Origin of the sequence: Polaromonas sp. (assembly GCF_018780625.1) — a bacterium.
Classification (GTDB): Bacteria; Pseudomonadota; Gammaproteobacteria; order Burkholderiales; family Burkholderiaceae_C; genus Polaromonas.
This window is the reverse complement of record NZ_JADMJK010000048.1, coordinates 71,633-93,401: the sequence shown is the minus strand read 5'-3', so window position 1 is coordinate 93,401 and position 21,769 is coordinate 71,633. Positions and strand designations below refer to the sequence as shown.

The following is a 21,769-nucleotide window of genomic DNA, read 5'->3' as shown; positions in this document are numbered from 1 at the left end:
TCTGCATCTCCTCCCGCGTGCTTTGCAGGTCTTCCTGGGCCTGGCGCAGGGACTCGACCAGCTTTTTGTGCGCGACGCTGGTGGCCGCCTTGCGTGTGACCGCCTTTTCGGTGGGTTCTGCAGCCGCGTCGGAAAAGAGCACCATCACGCGCCCGCGCAGGCCGGCCGGCTTGTCGATCGCCTGCACGGTAAGGTCCACACGCTGGGACTCGCCATTGCCGTCCACCTGCAAGCCACTGACCTTTACCGGCCCGGTTTGCCGAAACGCCTTTTTCACCGCGCTCGCCAGCTCAAAGCGCAGACCCTCGCGCGCCATGGCGTGGATGTTCCAGTTGGCCTTGCCTGCCGCCGGCTCCAGGTACTTGCCGGTGCGTCCGTTGATGTAGAGGATGTCGCCCTCGGCCGTGACCAGCACGGCGGCGGGAGAAAAATTCTGCAGCAGCACCTGATCGGCCAGCGCCTGCAGGTTGATGGGCGCGCTGGCCGCCGGACCCTCGTCGGCAACCATCGGCGCGGCGGGGAAATGCTTGGTCGGAAAATCGACCTCGACCATCGACAGCGGATGGTCATTGCGCCGGTAAATCCGCAGCTTGGCGTCTATCGGCTCAAACAGGTGGGTAAAGCTGCCGACGGTTTCCGACGTGCCCAGCACCAGGACGCCGCGGCTGCTCAGGGCGTAATGAAACAGCGGAATCAGCTTTTTCTGCAGCTCCGGGCCGAGGTAGATCAGCAGGTTGCGGCAGGTCAGGATGTCCAGCTTGGTAAAGGGCGGGTCCATGATGATGTTTTGCGGGGCAAACACCACCATCTCGCGGATCGCCTTGCTGACGCGGTAGCCTTTTTCGTCTTCCACAAAAAACCGGGCCAGCCGCTGCACCGGGACATCGGCCGCGATGTTGGCCGGGTAGATGGCCTGGCGTGCCTGGCTGATGGCATCCTGGTCCAGGTCGGTGGCAAATATCTGCAGCGAAAAGCGCCCCGGCGGCTTGATTCTCTCCAGCGCTTCCCGAAAGGCCATCGCCAGGGAATAGGCCTCCTCGCCGGTGGAACACGCAGGCACCCAGGCGCGCAGGGCCTTGCCGGCCGGGTAGCGTGCCAGCAGGTCGGGCAGCACCTTGTCCAGCAGGCAGTCCCAGACCACCGGATCACGGAAAAAGTTGGTGACGCCTATCAGCAGTTCCTTGAACAGCAGGTCAAGCTCCTGCGGGTTTTCACGCAGGTAGCGCACGTAGGCGGCGATGGTGTCAATCTGGTGCAGCCCCATGCGCCGCTCGATGCGGCGGTACAGGGTGTTGCGCTTGTACAGCGAAAAGTCGTTGCCGGTGCGCTCGCGCAGCAGGATCACGATCTTTTCCAGCGCACTTTGCGTCTTGACCTCCAGCACCAGCCGGCTGGGCGTGCTGGCCGGGATACGCTTGAGGTAGTCGAGAATTTTTCCGGGCAGCTCCTGCGCCGGCGCCACGATATCGGCCAGCCCGGCGTCAATGGCACTGCGCGGCATGCTGTCGAACTTGGCGGTGGCGGGCGTCTGCACCAGCGCCAGGCCGGCGTTTTCCTTGATGGCGCGCAGCCCCAGCGTGCCATCGGAGCCCATGCCCGACAAAATGACGCCAATGGCGCGCTGGTTGCGGTCCTGCGCCAGCGTCCGAAAGAAAAAGTCAATCGGCAGGCGCAAGCCGCGCGGCGCCAGCGGGTCCAGCAGGTGCAGCACCCCGTGCAGGATGGACAGGTCCTTGTTGGGCGGAATCACATAGACGCCATCGGCCTTGATCCGCATGCGGTTGCCCGCCTGCTGCACCTTCATGCGGGTGGCGCGCTGCAGCAGCTCGGGCATGATGCCCTTGTGCGTCGGGTCCAGGTGCTGAATGACGACAAAGGCCATGCCGCTGCGCTCGGGCACATGCGATAAAAAACTGTCCAGCGCCTCCAGCCCGCCGGCCGAAGCCCCGATGCCGACGATGGTCGGAATGCTGTCGGCGTCCTTCAGGGGCGTTTTGGCGCGTGCTTTGGGCAGGCTTGCAGGTGCGCTTTGCGGGGCGGCCCCGGCAGCTGCCTTGCGGGCTCGCTTGATGGCTGGCTCGGGCGATACACGCTCCGTTCCGGCCTCTGACACGGCCTCGGCTGACTTCTTGCGCATGGTGCCCTTTTAAATGCTGTCCAATATTTTCACATAAAGACCTGGCCAAAGCACCCTGAAAATGGCGTCGATGCAGGGCATTGAGTGCACGGACTTGATGGCGCTCAAGGGCCGCCCCTGCGGCCACGACATTTCATGCGGGGCTTTAAATTTCTTCAACCCGCCCGTGGCGGCATGCCCTACAGTGTGGCTTCAACCTGGACACACACCATGAACGCCCCCCTATCCAAGCAGCAGCACGATGCCCTGACCCGATCAGAACGGCAGTCCCGCGTCGTTGGCGCACTGAGCGCGGTGCTGCCCGCGCACGCCTTGCTGTGGCACAGCGAAGACACCACCCCCTATGAATGCGATGGACTGACGGCCTACCGCGAGCGGCCGCTGGTCGTGGCCCTGCCTGAAACCTATGCCGAGGTGCAGGCCGTGCTGAAAACCTGCCACGCGCTGGATGTGCCCGTGGTGGCGCGCGGCGCCGGCACCGGCCTGAGCGGCGGCGCCATGCCGCACAAGCTGGGCGTGACGCTGTCGCTGGCCAAGTTCAACAAGATCCTCAAGATAGACCCGGCCAGCCGCACCGCCGTCGTGCAGGGCGGCGTGCGCAACCTGGCCATTTCAGACGCTGCGGCGCCGCACGGCCTGTATTACGCACCCGACCCATCCAGCCAGATTGCCTGCACCATAGGCGGCAATGTGGCCGAAAACTCGGGCGGCGTGCACTGCCTCAAATACGGCCTCACCGTGCACAACGTGCTCAAGGTCAAGGGCTTCACCATGGAGGGCGACGAGGTCGAATTTGGCAGCGACGCGCTGGATGCTTCGGGCTACGACCTGCTGAGCATCATCATTGGCAGCGAAGGCATGCTGGCGGTCACCACCGAAGTCACGGTCAAGCTGGTGCCCAAGCCGCAACTGGCGCGCTGCATCATGGCCAGCTTTGACGACTTGCGCAAAGCCGGCGATGCCGTGGCGGGCGTGATTGCCGCCGGCATTATTCCGGCCGGGCTGGAAATGATGGACAAGCCCATGACGGCCGCCGTCGAAGACTTCGTGCACGCGGGCTATGACCTCAGCGCGGCGGCGATCTTGCTGTGCGAAAGCGACGGCACGCCGGAAGAAGTCGAGGAGGAAATCGGCCGCATGAGCGCGGTGCTGCAGCGCTATGGCGCCACCGCCATTGCCGTGAGCCAGAACGAAGCCGAGCGCCTGCGTTTCTGGAGCGGCCGCAAAAATGCCTTCCCGGCCTCGGGCCGCATCAGCCCCGACTACATGTGCATGGACTCGACCATTCCGCGCAAACGCCTGGCTGACATCCTGCTGGCGATTGCCGACATGGAAATCAAGTACGGCCTGCGCTGCGCCAATGTGTTCCATGCGGGCGACGGCAACCTGCACCCGCTGATCCTGTTTGACGCCAACGACGCCGACCAGCTGCACCGCTGCGAGCTGTTCGGTGCGGACATCCTGGAAACCAGCGTGGCCATGGGCGGCACCGTGACCGGCGAGCACGGCGTGGGCGTTGAAAAACTCAACTCCATGTGCGTGCAGTTTTCAGCGGCAGAAAACGAGCAGATGTTTGGCGTCAAGCGCGCGTTCGATGCCAAGGGCCTGCTCAACCCCGGCAAGGTGATTCCCACGCTGAACCGCTGCGCCGAGTACGGAAAAATGCTGGTGCGCGGCGGGAAGATTTCGCATCCCGATTTACCGCGTTTTTGATGGAAATATGTATTCAAGTGCTATCGGCTGCGCGTTCTGCGGGCGCCTGTTGTGCGCAGTAAGACCGGGCATCACCTGAGATGACCGGCTTGCGCGGACTGGCCTGGCTGCTGGCACTTCAATCGATCGGCGAGCTGCTTGCGCGCGGGCTGTCCTTGCCCCTTCCGGGTCCCGTGATCGGCATGATTTTGCTGCTGCTGGCGCTGCGCTGGACGCCCGTGCGCGAGCCGGTGGCCGCCTGCGCCAACTTCTTGCTGTCGCACCTTTCGTTACTCTTTGTGCCCGTGGGCGTGGGCGTGATGACCCATCTTTCGCTGGTGAGCCAGTACGGCGTGCGCATCCTGGTGGTGATCGTGGTGTCCACGCTGGCCGGGCTGGGCGTGACCGTGCTGACCATGCACCTGCTGGCAAAACCGGCCGCCCCTGCCCCGGAGAAAGAACCCCATGCCTAAATTCGTGGAGTTGTGGGTCTATCTGTCGGCATCGCCGCTGTTTGGCCTGACCGCCACGCTGATGATTTATGTGGCGGCGCAAGCCGCCTACACCCGGCTGGGGCAGGCGCCATGGGCCAACCCAGTGCTGTGGACAGTGGTGATATTAGCCAGCGGTCTGCTGCTCACCGGCGTGCCCTACCCCAGCTACTTTGCGGGCGCCCAATTCATTCACTTCCTGCTGGGCCCGGCCGTGGTCGCGCTGGGCTGGCCACTTTGGCTGCGGCGCGACGAACTGCGCCAGCGCTGGGGCCGCCTGCTGCTGGCCGCGCTGGCCGGCGGTGTGGCGGCCGGGGGTTCGGCGTTGCTGCTGGCCTGGGCCTTTGGCCTGCCGCCGGAGGTCAGCCTGTCGCTGGCGCCCAAGTCCGTCACGGCGCCGGTGGCCATGGGCATTGCCGAACAGCTAGGCGGCATTCCTGCACTGGCCGCCGTGTTTTCGGTCATCACCGGGCTGGTGGGCGCGCTCTGCGGCAAATACCTGTTTGGCGCCCTGCGCATTCCAACCGACAGCGCGGGCTGGGCCGCACGCGGCTTCGCACTGGGCACCGCCTCGCACGGTATTGGCGCGGCGCGCGCCATGCAGGTCAACGCTGATGCGGGTGCTTATGCCGGACTGGCGCTGGGCCTGCAGGTGGTACTGGCGTCGCTGCTGATTCCGCTGGCCTTCCGGCTGTTCCATTAGCAGCCGGTCCGGGCTGCAGCAATGGCGTTTATGGCATTTATGCCGCTTGCAGCCCAAGCTTGTTGACACTCGCCGGCTTGGCATTGCCGCTGGTGCCGAACATGATTTCTCCGGAAATCTGGCCGCCCTCTTCAACCACCAGCTTGCCGTAGCGAATCGTGCCGGTGACTTTGCCGGTCGAGTAAATCACCAGCTTGTCGCGCACCGTCAGGTTGCCGTCGAATTCACCGCGGATTTCAGCCACATCAATCTCGGCGGAACCTTTGAATGAGCCCTGCTCTGAAATCTGGATCACGCGCGAATCCATGGTGGCTTCGACAAACCCTTCCACCACCAGGGTGTCGCAATCGGTGATTTCAACGCCCTTGAGTTTGATGTTCGGTCCGACCGTCAGCTTGCTGCCGCCTTCCTTGCCGCTGCCTGCGGTCGTCGAGGCCTCGCCCACTGGCTTGGCAGCGCTGGACGGGCTGGCCGTTTGGGAGGCGGAGTTCAGTGTGCTGGATACGCCCGTGCTTGCATACGCATTGGCCGATCCGGGACGCGCAGTGGTCGGTGTCTCATTCTCTCGCTTGCCAAAAAACGGTGTTGCCATGTGACTTCCTTAAAAGGTGCAAATGGTACGTCTGCAAAAAACTAAAAGCGTCCCGCTTATGCAAGAGAGGTAACGAAATTAATTCTTACTTTTCGGCACAGGGGCGGGCAACGCCGCCGGTCGGGGCGCCGCGTCGGCGGCTAACAGGCCGGGCGCCGGCCCACGCCAGGCGGGGTCGTGCAACGCAGGAATTTCCTGCATTCCCGGCAGGCAGGCACAAGCGTAACGAACTACCGGGATCGTCCGTTAATTTGCATCAAGCCGTCAGGAAATATGCCCATCGGCCATTAGATAGCACCCCTACATCTACTTACCGCAGCTATTGCCGTAGCGCGCGGTACGTCTAGACTCGCGGCCCATGACCATTCAGCCACAACGCTTCACCCCTCCTTTTGCAACGCAAACCACCTCCCCCGGCGGTTCGTTTTTTACAACCCTTCGCTACGCCGCCCTCCTTGCGACCGCAAGCGCCCTGAGCGCTTGCGGTGGCGGCGGCGGCGGCGGCGCCACCAGTGACACCGCTGCGCTCCAGACCAGCACGCAACCCGCTCTGGTCAGCGCTACACCCGAAACTTCCACCTCGCTGCAAACAACCAGCCAACCGGCTCAGACCTCCCTGACGAGCGCAACGCCAACCTCGACCACAGGCCGTGGCTTTCCAGCCGGCGCGCCATGGGCCTCTTTTTACGGCAGCGCGGGCAATGTTGACATTCCCAAAATGGCCGCCACCTTTCGCATCATGGACATCGATGCCGACCCTGACCTGGGCAACTTCACACCGGCACAGATCAAGCAATTGCAGAGCAACGGACAGAACAAGGTGCTGAGCTACCTGAACCTGGGTTCATGCGAAAGCTTTCGCGGCTACTGGTCGAAGGTGCCCGCAGGACTCCTTTCCTGTGCGGCCAACACCAGCGCGCAAGCGGGGACTTATTCCGGCTACAGCAACGAGGTCTGGATGAACCTTGGCAATCCCGAGTATCAGCGCCTGGTGCTGGACTACATCGCGCCCCGCCTCGCCGCGCAGGGCGTGGACGGTTTTTACTTCGACAACATGGAAATCGTGGAGCACGGCACCAACACCACCAACGGGCCCTGCGATGCAAAGTGCAGCCAGGGTGGACTGGACCTGATTGCAAAGCTTCGCGACAAATACCCGAACCTGCTGTTCGTGATGCAAAACGCGGTCAGCGACACCACGCGCCTCGGTCGTGCCACCGGGGCCTCCGGCACGGTGGCCTACCCCAGCTTGCTGGACGGCATTGCGCACGAAGAAGTCTACAAACCCACCTTTGACGCCTATGCCGAAACCGCGTTAACGAAATGGGCGGCGATGAACCTGATGCCGGGCGGGCAGAAATTCTGGATTGCCACGCTGGACTACGTGGGCAGCTGCACCAACACCGCAGACGCCCAGTCCGCATTTAGCTCCAGCCGTGCGCGCGGTTTTTCGCCGTCGGTGTCTGACGCAAGCGCCGGACAGCAAGCCGTCTGCTACTGGTAATCCGTTCAGGCGCGCACAGAGCGCGCCTGAACGCCGCGCATGATCCCCGGCTACCATGCGGGCGCCGGGATCGCCACCGCACCGTTGGCGCCGAGCGAGAAGGTGGAAATGGTTTGCCCGCCGTAAGACTGCGTGGTGCTTCCGTAACTTATCCCTGTCAAAGGCACTTTCACGGGGTTCACCGTTTTCAATGCAATGGTGTTGGTCGCGCCCAGCAGAATCCGGCCACTGACACCGGAGGCGTTGTAGGCCATTCGGGCCGCCATCAACACGCCGGTTTCATGCTGGCTCGGGCTGCGTATCGGCAGCTTGTACATGCTATTGAATTTATTCAAGGTCACGTTGATGAGGTCGCCCAGCAATGAATTCTTGTTGTCGTAGGCACGCAGGTTGGACTGGTGGAACATCACGGGGCTCAAGTCGTATTTCAGCAAATACCTGAGCCACATTTCAGACTCCTTGTCCAGAATTTCGCTGTAGGTCAGGGCACGGTCCCAGGTGGGGAAAAGTCCTCCGGGCGCGTAAAAGTAGTTGTACTCGGACAGCCACTCGGCCGGTGTCGATACGTTGTAGTAGAGGTTGGTGGGATAGCGCGGAATAATCAGAATGCTGGGTTCATGGACGCTGTAGAACCCGGCGTTCGGACTGGAGCTTTTCCACCCGGGTTGTGACGTGTCCGACAGGATGTAGCGGATGCCGAAATCCTTCGCTGCACGCAGGAAGTCCGGGTTGTCGAGCCCCGAAATTTCCGGCTGGATCATGCTGTCCTTGAAGTACAGCTGAAACTTCAGCTGCTGCGCCACCTTGTGGTTATTGCTCAGTTGCGTCAGCGCATCCGCATAACTGATGGCGGTCAGCAGTTCATGCTCATAGGTGTGGTTGACCCACTTGAACTGGTTCGGGTTTTTGCGCACTGCAGCCGTCAAGGTGTCATTGGGATAAATTCCCGAAGCGCCCACCCCATTGAACGGCATTTCCAGGCGTATCTGCGCCGTATTCGTGCTGGATGCCCGCAGGGTGTTCTGCCAGGTGATCAGCCGGGTGTAATCGTTGCCCGTCATCCGGTATTCAAGCCCGGTCAGGTCCGACAGGCGCGCCGGATCCCACAGGTCATCCGCAATCAGCAGATCGTCGGGCTGCGCATTCAGGTAGACCTTGCGTTCTCCCAAAAAGAAACCCTTGCTGACCCAGTTGACGACCCCGTAGCCAAGCAAAAGCGTGTGCGTCAGTTCCGGGTTTCCGTCCGTCGTGATGGTCAGGTTTTGCCGGCCATCGGGGTAGGTGTAGATGGACGCAATGGCATGGCCGTTCGCGGTCGTCAGCAGAGGCACCGGGTTGGTCGCCGAAACAGGCGTGGCCAGGTAGGTCCAGGCATTCTTGATCGAGATCGGATTGGCCGCGTTGAGGTAGCTGAAAAGCTGCTTTCCAGTCGCCGTCAGGCTGGCCTGAATCGGCGTGCTGTTGGTGTCGGCAGCGCCGATGACGTTGAGTCCGTAGTTGTCGGGCGCGCCGCCCGGATAGGTGTACAGGGTGACCTGCCGCACACGAAAATCAGCCTGGTATTGCCAGAGCATTTGCCACTGGGCCGCGGTGAGCGCGCTTTCATAAACGCCCGGTGAGGCCTCATAAGCCAGATTTCCCGTGGTGAGAAGAATGCCCTGATACCGCCCTGCGCCCAGACCGTCTGACAGCGTTTGCGGGGTCAGCGTCGTTTGCCGGGCAATCAGGGTGTCGTAGGGAACGCCGATCTGATTCAGGATGGACGTGATTCCGGCAAACACCGGCTCGGTGCCCTCGGCAGAAATCACCAGCAGCTTCATGTCGATGGACGTTGGCGTCTCGGCCTTGGCAGATAGGGGCCACAGCACGGCAAAAACCACCAGCGCAAGCAGCACGGCTATTTTCACCCTGACGACAACGGCCGCCCGAAGAAAAAAAAGTTGCAAATTCATGATGGACTCCCTGGCGTGAGATGCCGCGGCTAACGAAGCGCGCGCACCAGCTGCTGCGGCTTTGAGGCAGGTGCCTCAAGCTTGACGGGCGCACGGGAAATCTTGCGGTGTTTGTGCTTGAGCTTGACGGGCTCGCTGGACACAAGGACAGGCGCCGTGTCGCCTTCAGGCGCTGCCACGGCAGCGTGCGTTGCCGCATGCACAGGGATCTGACCGAGCACGAAGGCCAGCACCAAGCCGGCCTGTACCGCAGCGCGGCATGGCGATGAGAGGGCAAGTGACTTCATGAATAACTCCTTGAGCAGGCAGGTTAAGAAAACCCCTGGCATGCAGGCTGCCGCAGGCGCATGGCCCACGGCAGCATCCACGCCTAGGGCACGGCAACAGTGGTGGAGCCGCCGGCCGCCAGCGAAAACGTGGAAATCGGCTGCCCACCGTAGAGCGTGCCGCCAATATTGACACCGGTCACGGGCACCGTCACGGGCGTGCTGCCCGGATTGGTCAGCTCAATGCTGGCCCCAGCGCCAAACACGACGCGGCCCTTGAGCCCACCGGTGATGGCCTTGTTGTACGCCATGCGCGCCGCCATGATTTGCCCGATCCCGCTCTGGCTGGGGCTGCGCACCGGCAGGCTGTACATGGCCCGGTACTTGGCGGTCACCGCGTCCAGCAGATCCGACAGAAGCGACTTTTTGTTCGGACCCGTGCCGTCATAGTCGCGCAGGTTCGCCGCATGGAACATCCAGGAATTCGCGTTGTACTTGAGCATGTAACGCAGCAGCACCTCGGACTCGCGGTCCAGGATCTGCTCGTAGGTCGAGTCGCCGCCAAACCATGACGTCTGACCCGGGGGAGGCGGCACGACGCCGGCAGCACCAAAGAAATGGTTGTACTCGGACACCCACTCCGCTGGCGTCGACACGTTGTAGTACAGGTTGGTCGGGTAGCGCGGAATGATCAGGATGCGCGGATTGCCGGGCACAAAGGTGTCGCGGCTGCTGTAGAAGCCCGTGTTCGGCGCAATGGGGCTTATCGCCGGCCGAAAATCGTAGGTCTTCGAGGTATCCATCAGGATGTAGCGAAACCCGAACTCCTGGGCCGCTTGCCAGAACACCGGATTTTCCAGGCCCGAGATGTCCGGCTGGACGAAAGCGTTTTTGTTGTACTGGGAAAACATCACCGGCGGTGTGCCGCTCAGGCCGGTCGCCAGGTCATGGTTCAACTGGAATTTTTGCTTCATCGTGGTCACGTTCAGCGCCGCGCCACCAGGATCCAGCGAGGTGTGATCCCAGGTGTGGTTGATCCACCTGAACGCATTGGGGTTGTCGCGCACCGCCGGAGAAAGCGTGTCCACCGTTTCACCCTGGTTCAGGTAGCCCGCGTCCACCGTGTTGTAGCCAACGCCATTGAACGGCAACTCAAGACTGAACGCGGCGGTCTGGCTGTTGGCCTGCAGCGCTGTCTGCCACGCCACCAGGCTGTTGTAGTCGGTGGCATTGTTGCGGTGCCGAAAGGCGGCGTTGTTCAACGGGGTGGTCTTGCTCACAGGATCCCAGAGATCATCGGGAATGAACACGTCGTCAGGCTGCGCGCTCAGGTAGATCTTGCGCTCGCCCAGGAATACGCCCCGGGTTACCCAGTTCACGACGCCATAGCCCAGCAAAAGGGTATGGGTGAGTTCAGGATTGTTGTCTGCCGCAAGGGCCAGGTTCTGCCAGCCTTCGGGCGCCGTGTACACGGAGGCGATGGCTTTGGCAGCCGGCGTTTGTAACAGCGCCACCGTGGCAGCGGAGGCCGGTGTGCTCGGATAGGTGTAGACACCGTCCTTGATCGAGATCGGGTTGGCCGTGTTCAGGTAGCCAAAGGCTTGCTGCCCGGCTGGCGTGAACGTCGCCGTGACCGGGTTTGCATTGGTGGCGATGACTTCAACCGCCGAGGTCAGGCCATAGGTCAGGTCCAGCGCGGCATTGTTGACGTCGATAGTCAAGGCCGGACGCGTGTACATCGTGGCCGACCGGACGCCGTATACAGACTGGTACTGCCGCAGCATGGACCACTGCGCAGCCGTCATCGCGCTAGGGTAATTGCTGGTTGGCGCGTTGTACGCAGCCAGGTCACCGGTCTCCAGGATGATGCTCTGGTACTTTCCGTTTCCGGCGCCATCGGACAAGGTGCCCGCCACCATTTGCAGCGCGGTGGGGTTGCTGCCCTTCAGCACCATCTTGTCATAGGGCACGCCGATCTGATCAAGGATGGAAAGCGTGGCAAGGTAGCTGGGCGAGGTGCCTTCGGCCGAGATCACGAGCAGCTTGAGGGCGATGGACGCCGGCGTTGCCACCACGGCCGCCGAGACCACCGGCGTCCCGGTGATAGGCGCCACGGTCGAGACCGGCGTTACCTCAAACGTGATGGCCTTGCCCAGGTCGGCGGCCACCAGCGTGTAGGTTTTTTTCGTTGCCCCGGCGATGGCGACGCCCCCACGCAGCCAGCGGAAGGTCGAGGCGCCTTGCGGATCGTTGTTGGCATCGGCATAGGTGTAGTTGCCGGTCAGCACCTGTCCCACCGGTGTCGCGCCGCTGATGGCCACCGCGCTGGCGGTTGGTGCCGCGGGCGCAGCAACGACACCAGCCGCCGTGACGGCCGCCGTTGCGCTTGACGCCACCGCCGTACCAGTGGTCGGCGCAACCGTCGAGACCGGAGTGACTTCAAAGATGATGACCTTGCCCTGGTCAGCGGCCACCAGCGTGTAGGTTTTGGCCGTTGCGCCGGTAATGGCGACACCGCTACGCAACCATCGGAAGGTCGACGTTCCTTGCGGATCGTTGTTGGCATCGGCATAGGTGTAAATGCCGGTCAGCACCTGACCCACTTGCGCCGTGCCGCTGATGCCCACATTGCGGGCCGTCGGTGCGGCGGCAGCGATGACCACCTGCTCTGCCGTTGGCGCTGCAACCACCGCGGTAGTGTCTACAGCACCGGAGCCACCGCCCCCGCAGGCGGCCAGAAACGTTGCCGCCACAAATGCAACCGCCAGCGATGCCCGCTTGATGAACAAGCGCGGAGCAGGCCGGACGTCAGCGTCCCGGGCATCGCCCGTTGCGCCATGAAGCACCTCGTCCGCCCCGGACGGGATGCAGGAACGCTGATAGATAAGTTGCAGTTTCACAGTGGACTCCTTGCTCGACAAATCGGTTGAAAAACAAGCGCTGACCCGGACCCAGCCATGACCGCATTACCGCCGTGTGGGCACTGGCGGCTGCGGTGCGGAGGGGTAGTGCGGCGGCGTCGCCGGCACTGGCCGGACCTCGCCGTGCGCAGGCTTGGCGCGCTCGGTGGGCGCCTGGGCGCCGCCGCCATTGGCGGGCGCCGCCTGCGCCATCGCCTGGCCAGCCAGGCACAAGGCGGCGATCGGCAAGCAGCGCATGGCCCGTGTGACGTATGTCGCGCGTGTCGCGTGTGTGTTCATGCATGACTCCTTAAAGAAAACATCTTGGGTAATTTGAAACGGGCTGCCCGGCCCGGGAATTGATATTTCACAAGTCGCTGGTCAAAAAATTTCCCGAACTTGTGTCGAAACTTGTCGGGTGCTGGAACGTCGCCCAGCACGCAGCCCCGGCACCGCATCGGCTTCAAAAAGCTGCTACAGCCGCAGCCCAAAGCGGTTTTTGCTTCAGCTATAGACGGGCTGCAGCATGAATGTTTCGCATTCCAGCTGGTCCAGCTTGCGCGAGAGTGTGAGCAAACCGGCACCCGCCGTCAGCAGCACAGCGAGCGCAAAGCCATACCCAAAAAAGGCCGGGCCAAGGTACAAGGTCAGGCCGGACAAAAGAATGTTGGAGATCACAAAAAGAAGGCAAAGGCGCAGGGCGGCTTTGCGCTGGTCCAGGTAGAACAGCACGTTCAACACGGCGAGCAGCAGCAGCTGAATGGCCACCGCGAGCAAATCAACGTTCAGCAGCGGGCGGTACATGGGAGAAATGCCCACCCAGGCCAGCAACTCCTCGCCCATGATCAGCAAAATAATCGTCGTAGCGCCCTGCACCTTGAGCATGGCCAGCATGCCGCCCCGCACGGAATCGACCAGGGCACGCTTGGCGTCCACGATCTGGGCGAGCGTGCCGCCGCGCGTGATGGTCAGGTAGAAGGATTCACACTTCTCGGCAAAATCGGTCTCGATCCGGATCAGGAAAACCGCCATGCCCGGGATGAGGGACAAATAGGCGAGGAAAATCGGCAGGTCGTAGATCGGGGACGCCCGCAGGGGACCGACCACATGGACGCTGGTGAGCGGGTCCGTCCAGAAGATGAACTTGTCGGCCCATGCGCCGACGTTGTAGAAAAGTCCGATGAAAATCAGGCTCGGAAAGATCTGGCGGCGCCGCAGGAAATCGAAAGACACCATCTGATCGCCAGGGTACTGGCGCACCACCAGCCCCAGCAGGGCAAAGAACAAGCACACCTGCCCCACCACAAAGCCCAGCAGCAAACCCTCCAGACCATAAGCACGCAGGCCCAGCGACGCCGCCACGGTGATGCTGTAGCCCATGAAAAATACCATCAAAATTTGCCGGTAGGCCTTGATGGCCGAGGCGAAGACCACCACGATCCAGATGCCGCACAGCGTGACAAAGCCCGTCAGCATGCACAGCTTGTAGGCCAATGATCCGTCCGGCCAAAGCACCAGCGCGGCGCCTCCCAGTGCACCCGCCGTTAAAAAGGTCAGGGTCAGGGCGCCAAACAGGTTGGCCAGAATCGTCCTGTCGCGCCGCTCATAGAGGCGGTCGGCCACGTAGCGGGTGAACACGAGTTGCAGCATGCCGGTCAAAATCAGCGAGAACGCCATCAGGTAAGTAATCGACACCTGGAACTGCCCCACAAAGCTGGACGGCAGGCCCTGGCTGAGGTTGAGCAGGCCGATGGCCAGGATGGCGACGATAGACATCACCCACGGCCCGCTGCCAATGACAGCCGCAAAGGCGTAGGCTTGCACCTGCCCGCCAAGCGTTCCTTTTTTCATCAACCGGCGCAGCTCGAATCCGATCCCGGCCATCAGCGGTCTCCCACCGTCTGGTAGATTTCGCGGTAACTGTCAATCACGCGCGACTGGCGGTAATAGCGCTCGACACGGGTAATTCCGGCCTGCTGCGCTGCGCGCCAGCGCACGGAGTCGGTCAGCAGGTCAAAGGCGGCACGCGCCAGCGCCTCATGGTCGACGATAGGCACGACTTCGCCGGCATGGCCCAAGGCGCGATCGTCCAGCTCTTTACCCTCGATCAGGTCGCGGCAGGCGCCAACATCGGTCGCCACCACCGGCAGTCCGCTCGCGTAGCTTTCGACCATGACCAGCGGGAAGGCCTCGCTGACGGAAGTCAGGACCATCAGACCCAATTGCGGAAGGATGTCCTCGACCTTCTGAAAGCCCATAAACCGGATGCGGCCCTCCAGCTTCAGGCTTTGCACCAGCGCCCTGCATTCGTCGACATAACCGGGATCTTCTTCCTCCGGCCCGATGAGCCAGCCCTCCACCTCGGGCAGCCGCTGCGCCAGCACACCGACGCTGCGGATAAAGGTCTTGATGTCCTTGATGGGAACGATGCGTCCAATCAAGCCCAGGACCATGGGCGTTTGCGCCGGTCGGCTGGCACGCAGGGGCGCATAGCGTTCAACCTCAACGCCATTCGGAATAATGCGCGTGCGCGCGGCGTCCGCTCCGTCACGGACCTGGCGCAGCCTGTTTTGTTCATACAGCGTGATGATCGGATCAGCGGCCGCGTAGACCAGGCGCCCGATGCCTTCAAACATCCGGATCCAGGCCTGGTTGTAGTGCTCCATGCCGTCGCCCGACGGGTGGGTGAAGCTGCCGTGCTGCTCGCGCAGGAACATGGACTGCAGCTCAAGCTTGCGTTCCTTGGTGTAGATGCCGTGCTCGGTCAGAATCAGGGGCCGGCCGCTCAGTTGCTTGAGCATCGCGCCCAGCAGGCCCGCATAACCGGTGGTGACGGAATGAAAAACCCGTGAGGGCGAAACGGTGCGCGCAATTTCAGCCAGCTTCATCAGCGGCATATGCATGTTGCGCACGCTCCAGAAATAGGCCTGGAACGACGCATCCGGGCATTGGCGGGCATAGCTCTCACTGATGTGCGTCCACGCCGCCTTGCTGTGAAAGAAATCCCGCGTACAAGCGCCTTCTGGTTGGCCCTCTTGCAGCAGCACCCGGTCCAGCCATTCAGGCTCAGGCTCGCCTTCAGGACTGCGAAACCACGCATGCAGTTTGGCGCTCGCCGAAAAATAGGCCGGGTCCCCCGGTCGCACCTTGGTCTCGCTGATGGCGACCCCATCCATCAGGTAATGGCAGGTCAGGCTCTGGACATTGGGGGGCAAGGGGTAACGGATGTCTTCACGGTCGGGTCGCTCAGCACCCAGATAAACCAGTGCAAAACTAAGCTCGGGCAGGCCCTCGATCAGCTGGTGGACCCAGCCGGAAACGCCACCACGCACAAAAGGATAGGTGCCCTCCAGCAGCAGCGTGATGTCCGTGTCATAGCGACGCGGGGGCATGTCACACCCCGTCCCAATAGGTTGATGCGCTACGCAGCGTTGGCGCCGCCTTGCGACGGCCAGCCCGCTTCAAATGGTGTTTTACATCGGCATAGCGCCGCTTGCGAAACGCTATTTCGGCCAGCAAGGGCGCCGCCTGGCGCATATCGACACCGCACCGGCAGGCCGCCTCCAGGGCGTCGCTTGCGGCATCGAGCTGCCGCGCCTTCAGGTGAATCTGACCCCGCAGGAAATGCAGGCCCCCGTCGTGCGGACGCAACTGCAGCGCGGCCTGCACCTGCTCGAGCGCCCGGCCACACAATGCGGTTTGCGTGCTTCCCTGGGAGGCGCCGAGCTGGGCCAGTTCCCAGAAGTCGTGCGCCAGCGCCTTATGCTTCAAAAACACCTGATCGGGCTCACATTCACCCGCGCGCGCCTGCCTTGCGCGCATGCGCGCCTCAATGGCTTTTTCCTTGCGATTCAGGAGGGAAAAAGCCAGCAGCCGGACCTCGTCATCGGGGTCTTTCAGCGCCAGCCGCAACAAGGGCACCGCATGCACGTCCTCGAGCGCAAGCGTTGCAATCAGCGCCTCTGTCCTCTTCCTGGGGTCTTTGGCGTGCTGCAAGGTGCCGGCCAGATCACCGGACCCCAGGAGGCCGCCGCTGGCGCGCGGCGCATCGGGCTGGCTCGGCAAGTCTGGCAGCTGCGGATGCTGCCACTCGACGGGTCGAGCCACCGGGCCCCGGCGGCGCAGCAGGGGAACGATGCTGACCAGCAGCCCCACCATGCCCAGTACCGGAATAAAAATAATCGTCATGAAAACAAACAGGCCAGAGGCAAAAGCCGGTTTGCCAAATGTCGCCGGGAGCAGCCTGATGAGCGCCATTGAAAACAGCAGGCAAGCTGCGGCATGCGCCAGCAAAGCGGCCATCAGCTGCGGCGCGGAAGGCCCAGGCGCCAGCATCAGGCTGGCGATCCCGGCATCGAGCACCAGCGCAAGCGCACACAACGGCCAGGCCAGCCACGCCCATGTCATAGCGCCGCCCCGGACGTTGGGCCAGGCGGCTCGGCTGGCACAGCCATTGCGGGTTTCCCGGGCGGCCCGGTTTTTCCGGCGCCAAGCGTTTCAATATCGCAGGCGGTGGCGATCTCCGACAGCATGTCATCGGCCGTCCGGTTTTTTTCCAGCATCCACAGGTAGGTGATGATGCCGCTCCTGGCGCCACCCGCACCGGGCGGGCCGCTTTCCAGCCGCGCCAGAAAGCGTTTGACGCCCGCCTCATCGGTCATGGGCAGTATTTTCACCACCACCGGCTGGCCTTTTCTGTTTCTTGAAATCCAGCTTTGGTCCAGTCCCCGGCTGTCGTGGCAGCAGTGGGCCACCAGCGCATCGGAGCGGTCCGCATCCACGATCTTGCAAGCGAGCAATGCGGCCGGCAGTCCATGTTTTTTAACATCCATGAGGTTGCGCTGCAGGCTGTAGCGCAAGGCGTGAAAGCCCAGCAATTCCTCGGCAGGCCGCGTGCGGCGCGCCAGGATATCGCCGATGTGCCGGCCCAGCACGCCCAGCAGTTCAAAGGTTTCCTGGTGGATGTTCAGGAATGGCATGTCGCTGATGCTGACGACGCCATGAATATGGCCGATGGCATCGACCAGGGGCACCACGGCAATGACAGGCTCATGCACCGCTTCGTTGCCCGCATGCACGCTGGTCAGCGCGCCGGTGCGCAGGGTTTCACGCAGCAAGGGGTTAAAGGGCGACAGTTCGGCCGCCTGGCCGATCATTGCCACTGCAGGCAGGCGCAACACGCCCCGGTCATTGAGCGCATACACGGCCGCCGTATGCAGGCTGCCGACATCCGCCATGATCTCCAGCAGCCAGTCACCAATGCCGCCCAGTGGCGCTTGTGGGTCTGCACCGGCGGCGGGCTCCCGCAGCCTGAGCCGCTCCAGCGCTGTGCGCAAGCTGGTCGCACCACCGACCATCCGCCGTTCAAGCCGGGCGTGCGACACCTGCAAGGCCTGGTAGGCGCCGGTGAATTGCTGCAGTCGCGTCTGGTGATAGTGACAGATGTAGTCGAGCTGGCGCATCCGGGCATTCCAGATGTCGCGCGCCTCGCCTGCGGCCATGCCTGCCAGCAGCAGGACGACGGCCTGCGCCTTGGGATAGTCGCCCAGGACCACCGGGTTCAGATAATTCATCCAGGCCACGGCCGCTGCCGTCAGGGCGGCGCCCACGCTGCCCGCCAGAAAACCATAGCGCAAACCCAGCAGAAGCGGAAAAAAAACCAGCAAGGGCAATACAAAGTGCTGCGACTGCCCTTTGGAAAACCACACCAGGGCGCCAGGAAGCAGGCCGCCGAAAACAAGTGTTTCGGCGCACACGAGGCCCAAGCGCAAATGGGGGCGCGCATCGAAAGGACTGACAGCGGCGCTTTCGGGGGGCGCCATGGCGGCTGTCGGCTTGCTGCCCGCCCGCATCGCGGCGGGGAGGCGCGACGATCCGGGCAAGGAATCCTTATTGGATCCACGCAAGGGAAATATCCATTTCATAAAAGAACTCTGGGTGTCATGGCTGCTGTTGCTTGCGCATGAAATTTCATGACCTCAAAACTCGTGCCGATACCAGACGCCGACACCGCGATTCGCCTGCGAAGACACCCCGCCCTGGACGTTGGTGTAAAACGCTTCAAACCGGACCTGGCCAGCGCTGACCACAGGCAAGCGCATGCCCGCACGCAGGCTGTAGGCCAGCTCGTTCGCGGGCCATTGACGGCCAACCCAGCCATCCACCACGCCCTGCGGACGGCGCTCCATGCCCTCGCCTTGGCCAGTCCGAAGCGTGGCGCCAACCCCCAGCGTGCTAAAGCGAGAGGACAAAATTCCCTCGACCGCTTGCGATGGCGACGCCGCCAAAGGCTGCAGAGACGCCGGCAGGCTATCGACCAGGCGGTTGCGTTCCGTGCTTCCAGACAAGCGCAGCTGCCAGGCCGGCGAGCCCTTGGAAAGCTGGGTTCCGATCTCGCCCTCCAGCCGGGCACCCTGGCCCAGTTTTTCGCCCTGGCGCGTGTTGAAGCGCTGCCCCGCCAGCTCTGCCCGTGCATACACCGACTCGCTCAGGCTGCCATTGACGCCGACGGCCACCTTGTCCTTGCTGCCGATGGCGCGCAGGGCTGAGGTTTCTTCCGTCAAGCCATTGATAGCCACATCCAGCCGCGCGTTCCAGCGCTTGGTGAGTGCATGCGTCAGCTCGAGGCGACCGTAGGTCAACGAATGCTCGTCGCGCTGATTGCGGCCCAGTGTGAGCCGCAGCGGATGGGCGCCGACGGCCACCTCAGCGAGTACCGAAATGTCGTTTTCGTCCAGCGATCCTGAATGCCTCAAGACGCCGCCGGCCTCTGGATCCAGCGCGTTGCGCGCCAGGCGCAGCGTTGCACGGCCCGCCTCCAGCGGGAAACTCACCGCGACCTCGGTGCGCTTGATCTTGAGGTCCGACAGGTTCCTGGCCTCGTAGCCGGCCTCGATGCGGCGGGCCAGCTGCGCCCTGAGTTGTTCCCGGTGTTGACGCAGCCGCTCGCTGGATGCATCGTCCGCCTCCAGCAGGCTTTTCTCAGTCAGCGACAGGGCCAGCACATTGCGCCCCAGCCGCCGCAGCGCCGTGACCCGGTCAGCGGGGGTGAGGTCTTTCTCCTGCAGCTGCAATATCCGGTCAATCGCCTGCCGGTCGTCTTGCGCCAGCGCAACCGCCAGCGACTGGTAGGCAGGGAGCTTGTGCTGGTCGGCTTCGGCGCGCACCAGCCAGTAGCGGGCCTTGTCGAACTTTTCCTGCGCCAGGCTGGAGCCCACCAGCAAGGCGTAGACATCGGCATCCGTGTGGCCGCGCGCCAGCATGTCCTGCAGCACCTGGTCACCGGCCGGCTCGCCTTCAAAGTGCCTCACCATCGAGGCGTAGGCGAGCCACAAGGTCTTTTCCGGGGGCTTGGCGGCCTTGCCTGCCGCGCCCAGCCTGGCGCGCAAACGCGGCATCATCCCGGCGCGCAGGCGCTGCGCCGCATCGCCGCCCCCGGCGTCGGCCAGCGCGTCGAAATAACCCACCTGCCACACATAGTCATCGGGCTTTGCAGCGGCTTGCTTTTCAAACCACCCCAGCGACGCATCGACCTGCCTGAGCTTGAGCAGAGCCACCGCATAGACCGGCCAGTAGGCGGGCTCGGCCTGCGCATCGGACTGCCATTTCGCGACATGCTCGCCAAGCTGCTGCGCGTCGCCGTAGTCGTGCTCGAACCACAGGAGCTGCACCCGCGTCGGCACGGCGGCCGGATTGAGTGCCAACGCCTGCCGGTAGGCCTTGCGCGCACGCGCCTTGCGGCCGTCATGACTGGCAATGTTGGCCTCCAGCAGCCAGTACATTTCGCTGCCTGCGAACTTCACTTCGTCGCGCTGCGCCAGGCTCGACAAATCGCGCGACGCCTCCCAGCGGGACGCCTGGGAGGCCGCGTCCATCGCCAGCAGCAACCAGCGGGCCTCGGCCAGCCGCAGGTAAGCCTGCTTGCCCACCGCAATGGCCTGTTCCGGCTGGGCGCTGGCGTTATAGAGCGCGATCAGCCTTTCAATCGCCCGGGCATTCGACGAGCCGCCTTCCCACGCGGTGCGGTACGCCAGCAGCGCTTCAGGCTTTGATTCGCGCGCCCATGCCGCATCGCCGTAGGCCTGCCAGTACGCCTCCTCACCCGGCGCGGCGCCAGCGCGCGCCTCCTGCAACACCGCCCACGCCTCGTCCGCCCGCTGGGCGCGCAGCAGCAGCTCTGCCTGGCGGCGCGCCGATTCGGGCGGGCTGATCAACTGCGGGCTCATGCCCCGCCAGCTGGCGATGGCCGCAGGCAGGTCGCCCTGCTGTTCCTGCGCGTTCGCCAGCGCTTCCCACTGCGCGCGCTGCAAGGGATAGCGCTTGGCGTAGTTTTGCAAAAATTCCGCCAACTGCTTGGGCGCACGGCCGCGCGACTGGATGGCGACCAGCGCGGCGGATTCTTCCGGTTTCATGGGCCGCGCCTGAAACACCTGCCCGGCCAGCGCCAGCCACAGGCCGTCATCTTCTTTTCCCAGCGCCAGGCGCATGGCGTTGGCCCGCGCCTCGGTTCCCGACGGCTCGCGGGCCAGCCAGAGCCATTGCTCCAGCGCGATGTCCTGCTTTCCGGCCCACTCGGCAAGCTGTGCCATGCGGGTGCGTTTTTCATTGTTGGCGGGCTCCAGCGCCACCAGGCGGGTCGCCAGCGCAAGCGCCGCCAGAAGGTCTTTCGCGGCGATTTCCACTTCCACTTGCTGCGACAGGATGTCGGCATCGTCCGGCGCCAGCGCCACCAATGCCCGGCCGGATCGCTGCGCCTGGGCCGTGTCGTTTTGCGCCAATGCCATCGCCACCATGCGCCGCATGAACGCCAGATCGCCGGCGAAATGCGGCGCGGACGCTTCAGCCAGCGCCAGCGCCTGTGCGCCCTGGCTGGCCGCCAGGTAGGCGTCGATCGCCAGCAGCGTGTATTTGCGCTGGCCCTCCACGTCGTCCTGCGCAATCTGGGCCGCCTCCTGGTAAGCGCGCGCGGCCTGGTCCGGCGCGCCGCTGGCAAGGTATTGCGTGGCGGCCAGATCCAGCCAGCGTTGCCGCCCGGCCTTGTCGACGGCGGCAAGTTTCTGGTAAATCCGTGCCGCCACACTGGGCAGGGCCATCGCCAGGCTGATGTCCGCCAGGCGCGCCAGCGAGCCATGATCGCTGGTTTCCGTGCGAAGATTTTCGATTTGACGGGCGATGTCATTTCTGAGTCCGGTGCGTTCCCGGCTGTCTGTCGTCAGGGATTTGACAATCAGGAAGTCGATCTCGAGCGCCTCCATTCGCGCCCGCCTTCCACCTTCGTGGGGCTGACCCAGCAAGGGCGCCAGAACGCTGCGCGCGTCGGCCCATTTGCCGGCCGCTGCCAGGTTGTGCGCCAGGGCGCGCCTGAGCGCGTCGTCGTCCGGGTGCACCCGTAAAAGCAACTGCAGGTAGGCAATGGACAAGGCATCCGACTCGCGTTGACTGGAAAGCGCCGTCAATCGTTTCTGGCTGGGAAACAAGCCCACCAACGCGGCAATGAGCGCCAGCAAGGCGGTGATAAGCGTCAGAGGCCGCA

The 21,769-nt window shown here is 63.4% G+C and carries 16 protein-coding genes; 5 read left to right on the top strand and 11 right to left on the bottom strand.

Annotated features, from left to right (window positions below; all coding sequences use genetic code 11):
- On the bottom strand, positions 1–2,137 hold a 2,137-nt coding region (locus IV091_RS04390; protein WP_293465624.1), incomplete at its 3' end, for a chemotaxis protein CheB.
- 210 nt (positions 2,138–2,347) lie between these two features.
- Between IV091_RS04390 and IV091_RS04385 the strand changes: the two genes are divergently transcribed.
- From IV091_RS04385 to IV091_RS04375, 3 genes are all read left to right on the top strand, one after another.
- Positions 2,348–3,850 (top strand): FAD-linked oxidase C-terminal domain-containing protein, encoded by a 1,503-nt coding sequence (locus IV091_RS04385; RefSeq protein ID WP_293465621.1) that lies wholly within the window; start codon positions 2,348–2,350, stop codon positions 3,848–3,850.
- A gap of 80 nt (positions 3,851–3,930) precedes the next feature.
- Entirely contained in the window at positions 3,931–4,302 is a 372-nt protein-coding gene (locus IV091_RS04380; RefSeq protein WP_293465618.1) for a CidA/LrgA family protein, read from the top strand.
- Positions 4,295–5,023 (top strand): LrgB family protein, encoded by a 729-nt coding sequence (locus IV091_RS04375; protein ID WP_293465615.1) that lies wholly within the window; start codon positions 4,295–4,297, stop codon positions 5,021–5,023. The genes IV091_RS04380 and IV091_RS04375 overlap by 8 nt, the downstream gene beginning before the upstream one ends.
- Before the next feature lie 37 nt (positions 5,024–5,060).
- On the opposite strand, the gene IV091_RS04370 is transcribed toward IV091_RS04375, so the two are convergent.
- Entirely contained in the window at positions 5,061–5,615 is a 555-nt protein-coding gene (locus IV091_RS04370; protein ID WP_293465612.1) for a polymer-forming cytoskeletal protein, read from the bottom strand.
- Between the two features lie 358 nt (positions 5,616–5,973).
- Between IV091_RS04370 and IV091_RS04365 the strand changes: the two genes are divergently transcribed.
- The gene (locus tag IV091_RS04365; protein ID WP_293465609.1) at positions 5,974–7,119 is read left to right on the top strand and encodes an endo alpha-1,4 polygalactosaminidase; all 1,146 of its coding nucleotides are present in this window, start codon (positions 5,974–5,976) and stop codon (positions 7,117–7,119) included.
- 50 nt (positions 7,120–7,169) lie between these two features.
- On the opposite strand, the gene IV091_RS04360 is transcribed toward IV091_RS04365, so the two are convergent.
- The 8 genes from IV091_RS04360 to IV091_RS04325 all read right to left on the bottom strand — a co-directional run bounded on the left by IV091_RS04360 (position 7,170) and on the right by IV091_RS04325 (position 18,059).
- Entirely contained in the window at positions 7,170–9,071 is a 1,902-nt protein-coding gene (locus tag IV091_RS04360; RefSeq protein ID WP_293465606.1) for a hypothetical protein, read from the bottom strand.
- Between the two features lie 29 nt (positions 9,072–9,100).
- On the bottom strand, positions 9,101–9,358 hold the full coding sequence (locus IV091_RS04355) for a hypothetical protein (protein WP_293465604.1): 258 nt from the start codon (positions 9,356–9,358) through the stop codon (positions 9,101–9,103).
- An 83-nt stretch (positions 9,359–9,441) separates the two neighbouring features.
- Entirely contained in the window at positions 9,442–12,237 is a 2,796-nt protein-coding gene (locus IV091_RS04350) for a hypothetical protein (protein WP_293465601.1), read from the bottom strand.
- A gap of 66 nt (positions 12,238–12,303) precedes the next feature.
- Positions 12,304–12,537: a hypothetical protein gene (locus IV091_RS04345; protein ID WP_293465599.1), complete on the bottom strand. Its 234-nt coding sequence runs from the start codon at positions 12,535–12,537 to the stop codon at positions 12,304–12,306.
- A gap of 204 nt (positions 12,538–12,741) precedes the next feature.
- Positions 12,742–14,121, bottom strand: coding sequence for an exopolysaccharide Pel transporter PelG (gene pelG / locus IV091_RS04340; RefSeq protein ID WP_293465597.1), 1,380 nt, complete (start codon positions 14,119–14,121; stop codon positions 12,742–12,744).
- On the bottom strand, positions 14,121–15,629 hold the full coding sequence (pelF, locus tag IV091_RS04335; protein ID WP_293465595.1) for a GT4 family glycosyltransferase PelF: 1,509 nt from the start codon (positions 15,627–15,629) through the stop codon (positions 14,121–14,123). The genes pelG and pelF overlap by 1 nt, the downstream gene beginning before the upstream one ends.
- Position 15,630: 1 nt before the next feature.
- A complete protein-coding gene (locus tag IV091_RS04330; RefSeq protein WP_293465593.1) occupies positions 15,631–16,644 on the bottom strand; it encodes a hypothetical protein in 1,014 nt (337 codons plus the stop codon).
- Positions 16,641–18,059: a PelD GGDEF domain-containing protein gene (locus tag IV091_RS04325; protein ID WP_293465591.1), complete on the bottom strand. Its 1,419-nt coding sequence runs from the start codon at positions 18,057–18,059 to the stop codon at positions 16,641–16,643. Before IV091_RS04325 ends, IV091_RS04330 begins: the two co-directional genes overlap by 4 nt.
- On the opposite strand from IV091_RS04325, the gene IV091_RS04320 reads away from it, so the two are divergent.
- A complete protein-coding gene (locus IV091_RS04320) occupies positions 18,058–18,213 on the top strand; it encodes a hypothetical protein (protein WP_293465589.1) in 156 nt (51 codons plus the stop codon). The two genes, IV091_RS04325 and IV091_RS04320, sit on opposite strands and share 2 nt — an antisense overlap.
- Positions 18,214–18,215: 2 nt before the next feature.
- On the opposite strand, the gene IV091_RS04315 is transcribed toward IV091_RS04320, so the two are convergent.
- Positions 18,216–21,769: tetratricopeptide repeat protein (locus tag IV091_RS04315; RefSeq protein ID WP_293465587.1), on the bottom strand; the 3,554-nt coding region annotated here is incomplete at its 5' end.

What these genes read in the sequence shown, in the direction of transcription:
- IV091_RS04385 (WP_293465621.1), top strand. Translation starts at nt 2,348, where the DNA reads ATGAACGCCCCCCTATCCAAGCAGCAGCACGATGCCCTGACCCGATCA.
- IV091_RS04380 (WP_293465618.1), top strand. Translation starts at nt 3,931, where the DNA reads ATGACCGGCTTGCGCGGACTGGCCTGGCTGCTGGCACTTCAATCGATC.
- IV091_RS04375 (WP_293465615.1), top strand. Translation starts at nt 4,295, where the DNA reads ATGCCTAAATTCGTGGAGTTGTGGGTCTATCTGTCGGCATCGCCGCTG.
- IV091_RS04370 (WP_293465612.1), bottom strand. Translation starts at nt 5,615, where the DNA reads ATGGCAACACCGTTTTTTGGCAAGCGAGAGAATGAGACACCGACCACT.
- IV091_RS04365 (WP_293465609.1), top strand. Translation starts at nt 5,974, where the DNA reads ATGACCATTCAGCCACAACGCTTCACCCCTCCTTTTGCAACGCAAACC.
- IV091_RS04360 (WP_293465606.1), bottom strand. Translation starts at nt 9,071, where the DNA reads ATGAATTTGCAACTTTTTTTTCTTCGGGCGGCCGTTGTCGTCAGGGTG.
- IV091_RS04355 (WP_293465604.1), bottom strand. Translation starts at nt 9,358, where the DNA reads ATGAAGTCACTTGCCCTCTCATCGCCATGCCGCGCTGCGGTACAGGCC.
- IV091_RS04345 (WP_293465599.1), bottom strand. Translation starts at nt 12,537, where the DNA reads ATGAACACACACGCGACACGCGCGACATACGTCACACGGGCCATGCGC.
- pelG (WP_293465597.1), bottom strand. Translation starts at nt 14,121, where the DNA reads ATGGCCGGGATCGGATTCGAGCTGCGCCGGTTGATGAAAAAAGGAACG.
- pelF (WP_293465595.1), bottom strand. Translation starts at nt 15,629, where the DNA reads ATGCCCCCGCGTCGCTATGACACGGACATCACGCTGCTGCTGGAGGGC.
- IV091_RS04330 (WP_293465593.1), bottom strand. Translation starts at nt 16,644, where the DNA reads ATGACATGGGCGTGGCTGGCCTGGCCGTTGTGTGCGCTTGCGCTGGTG.
- IV091_RS04320 (WP_293465589.1), top strand. Translation starts at nt 18,058, where the DNA reads ATGGCGGCTGTCGGCTTGCTGCCCGCCCGCATCGCGGCGGGGAGGCGC.
- IV091_RS04325 (WP_293465591.1), bottom strand. Translation starts at nt 18,059, where the DNA reads ATGGCGCCCCCCGAAAGCGCCGCTGTCAGTCCTTTCGATGCGCGCCCC.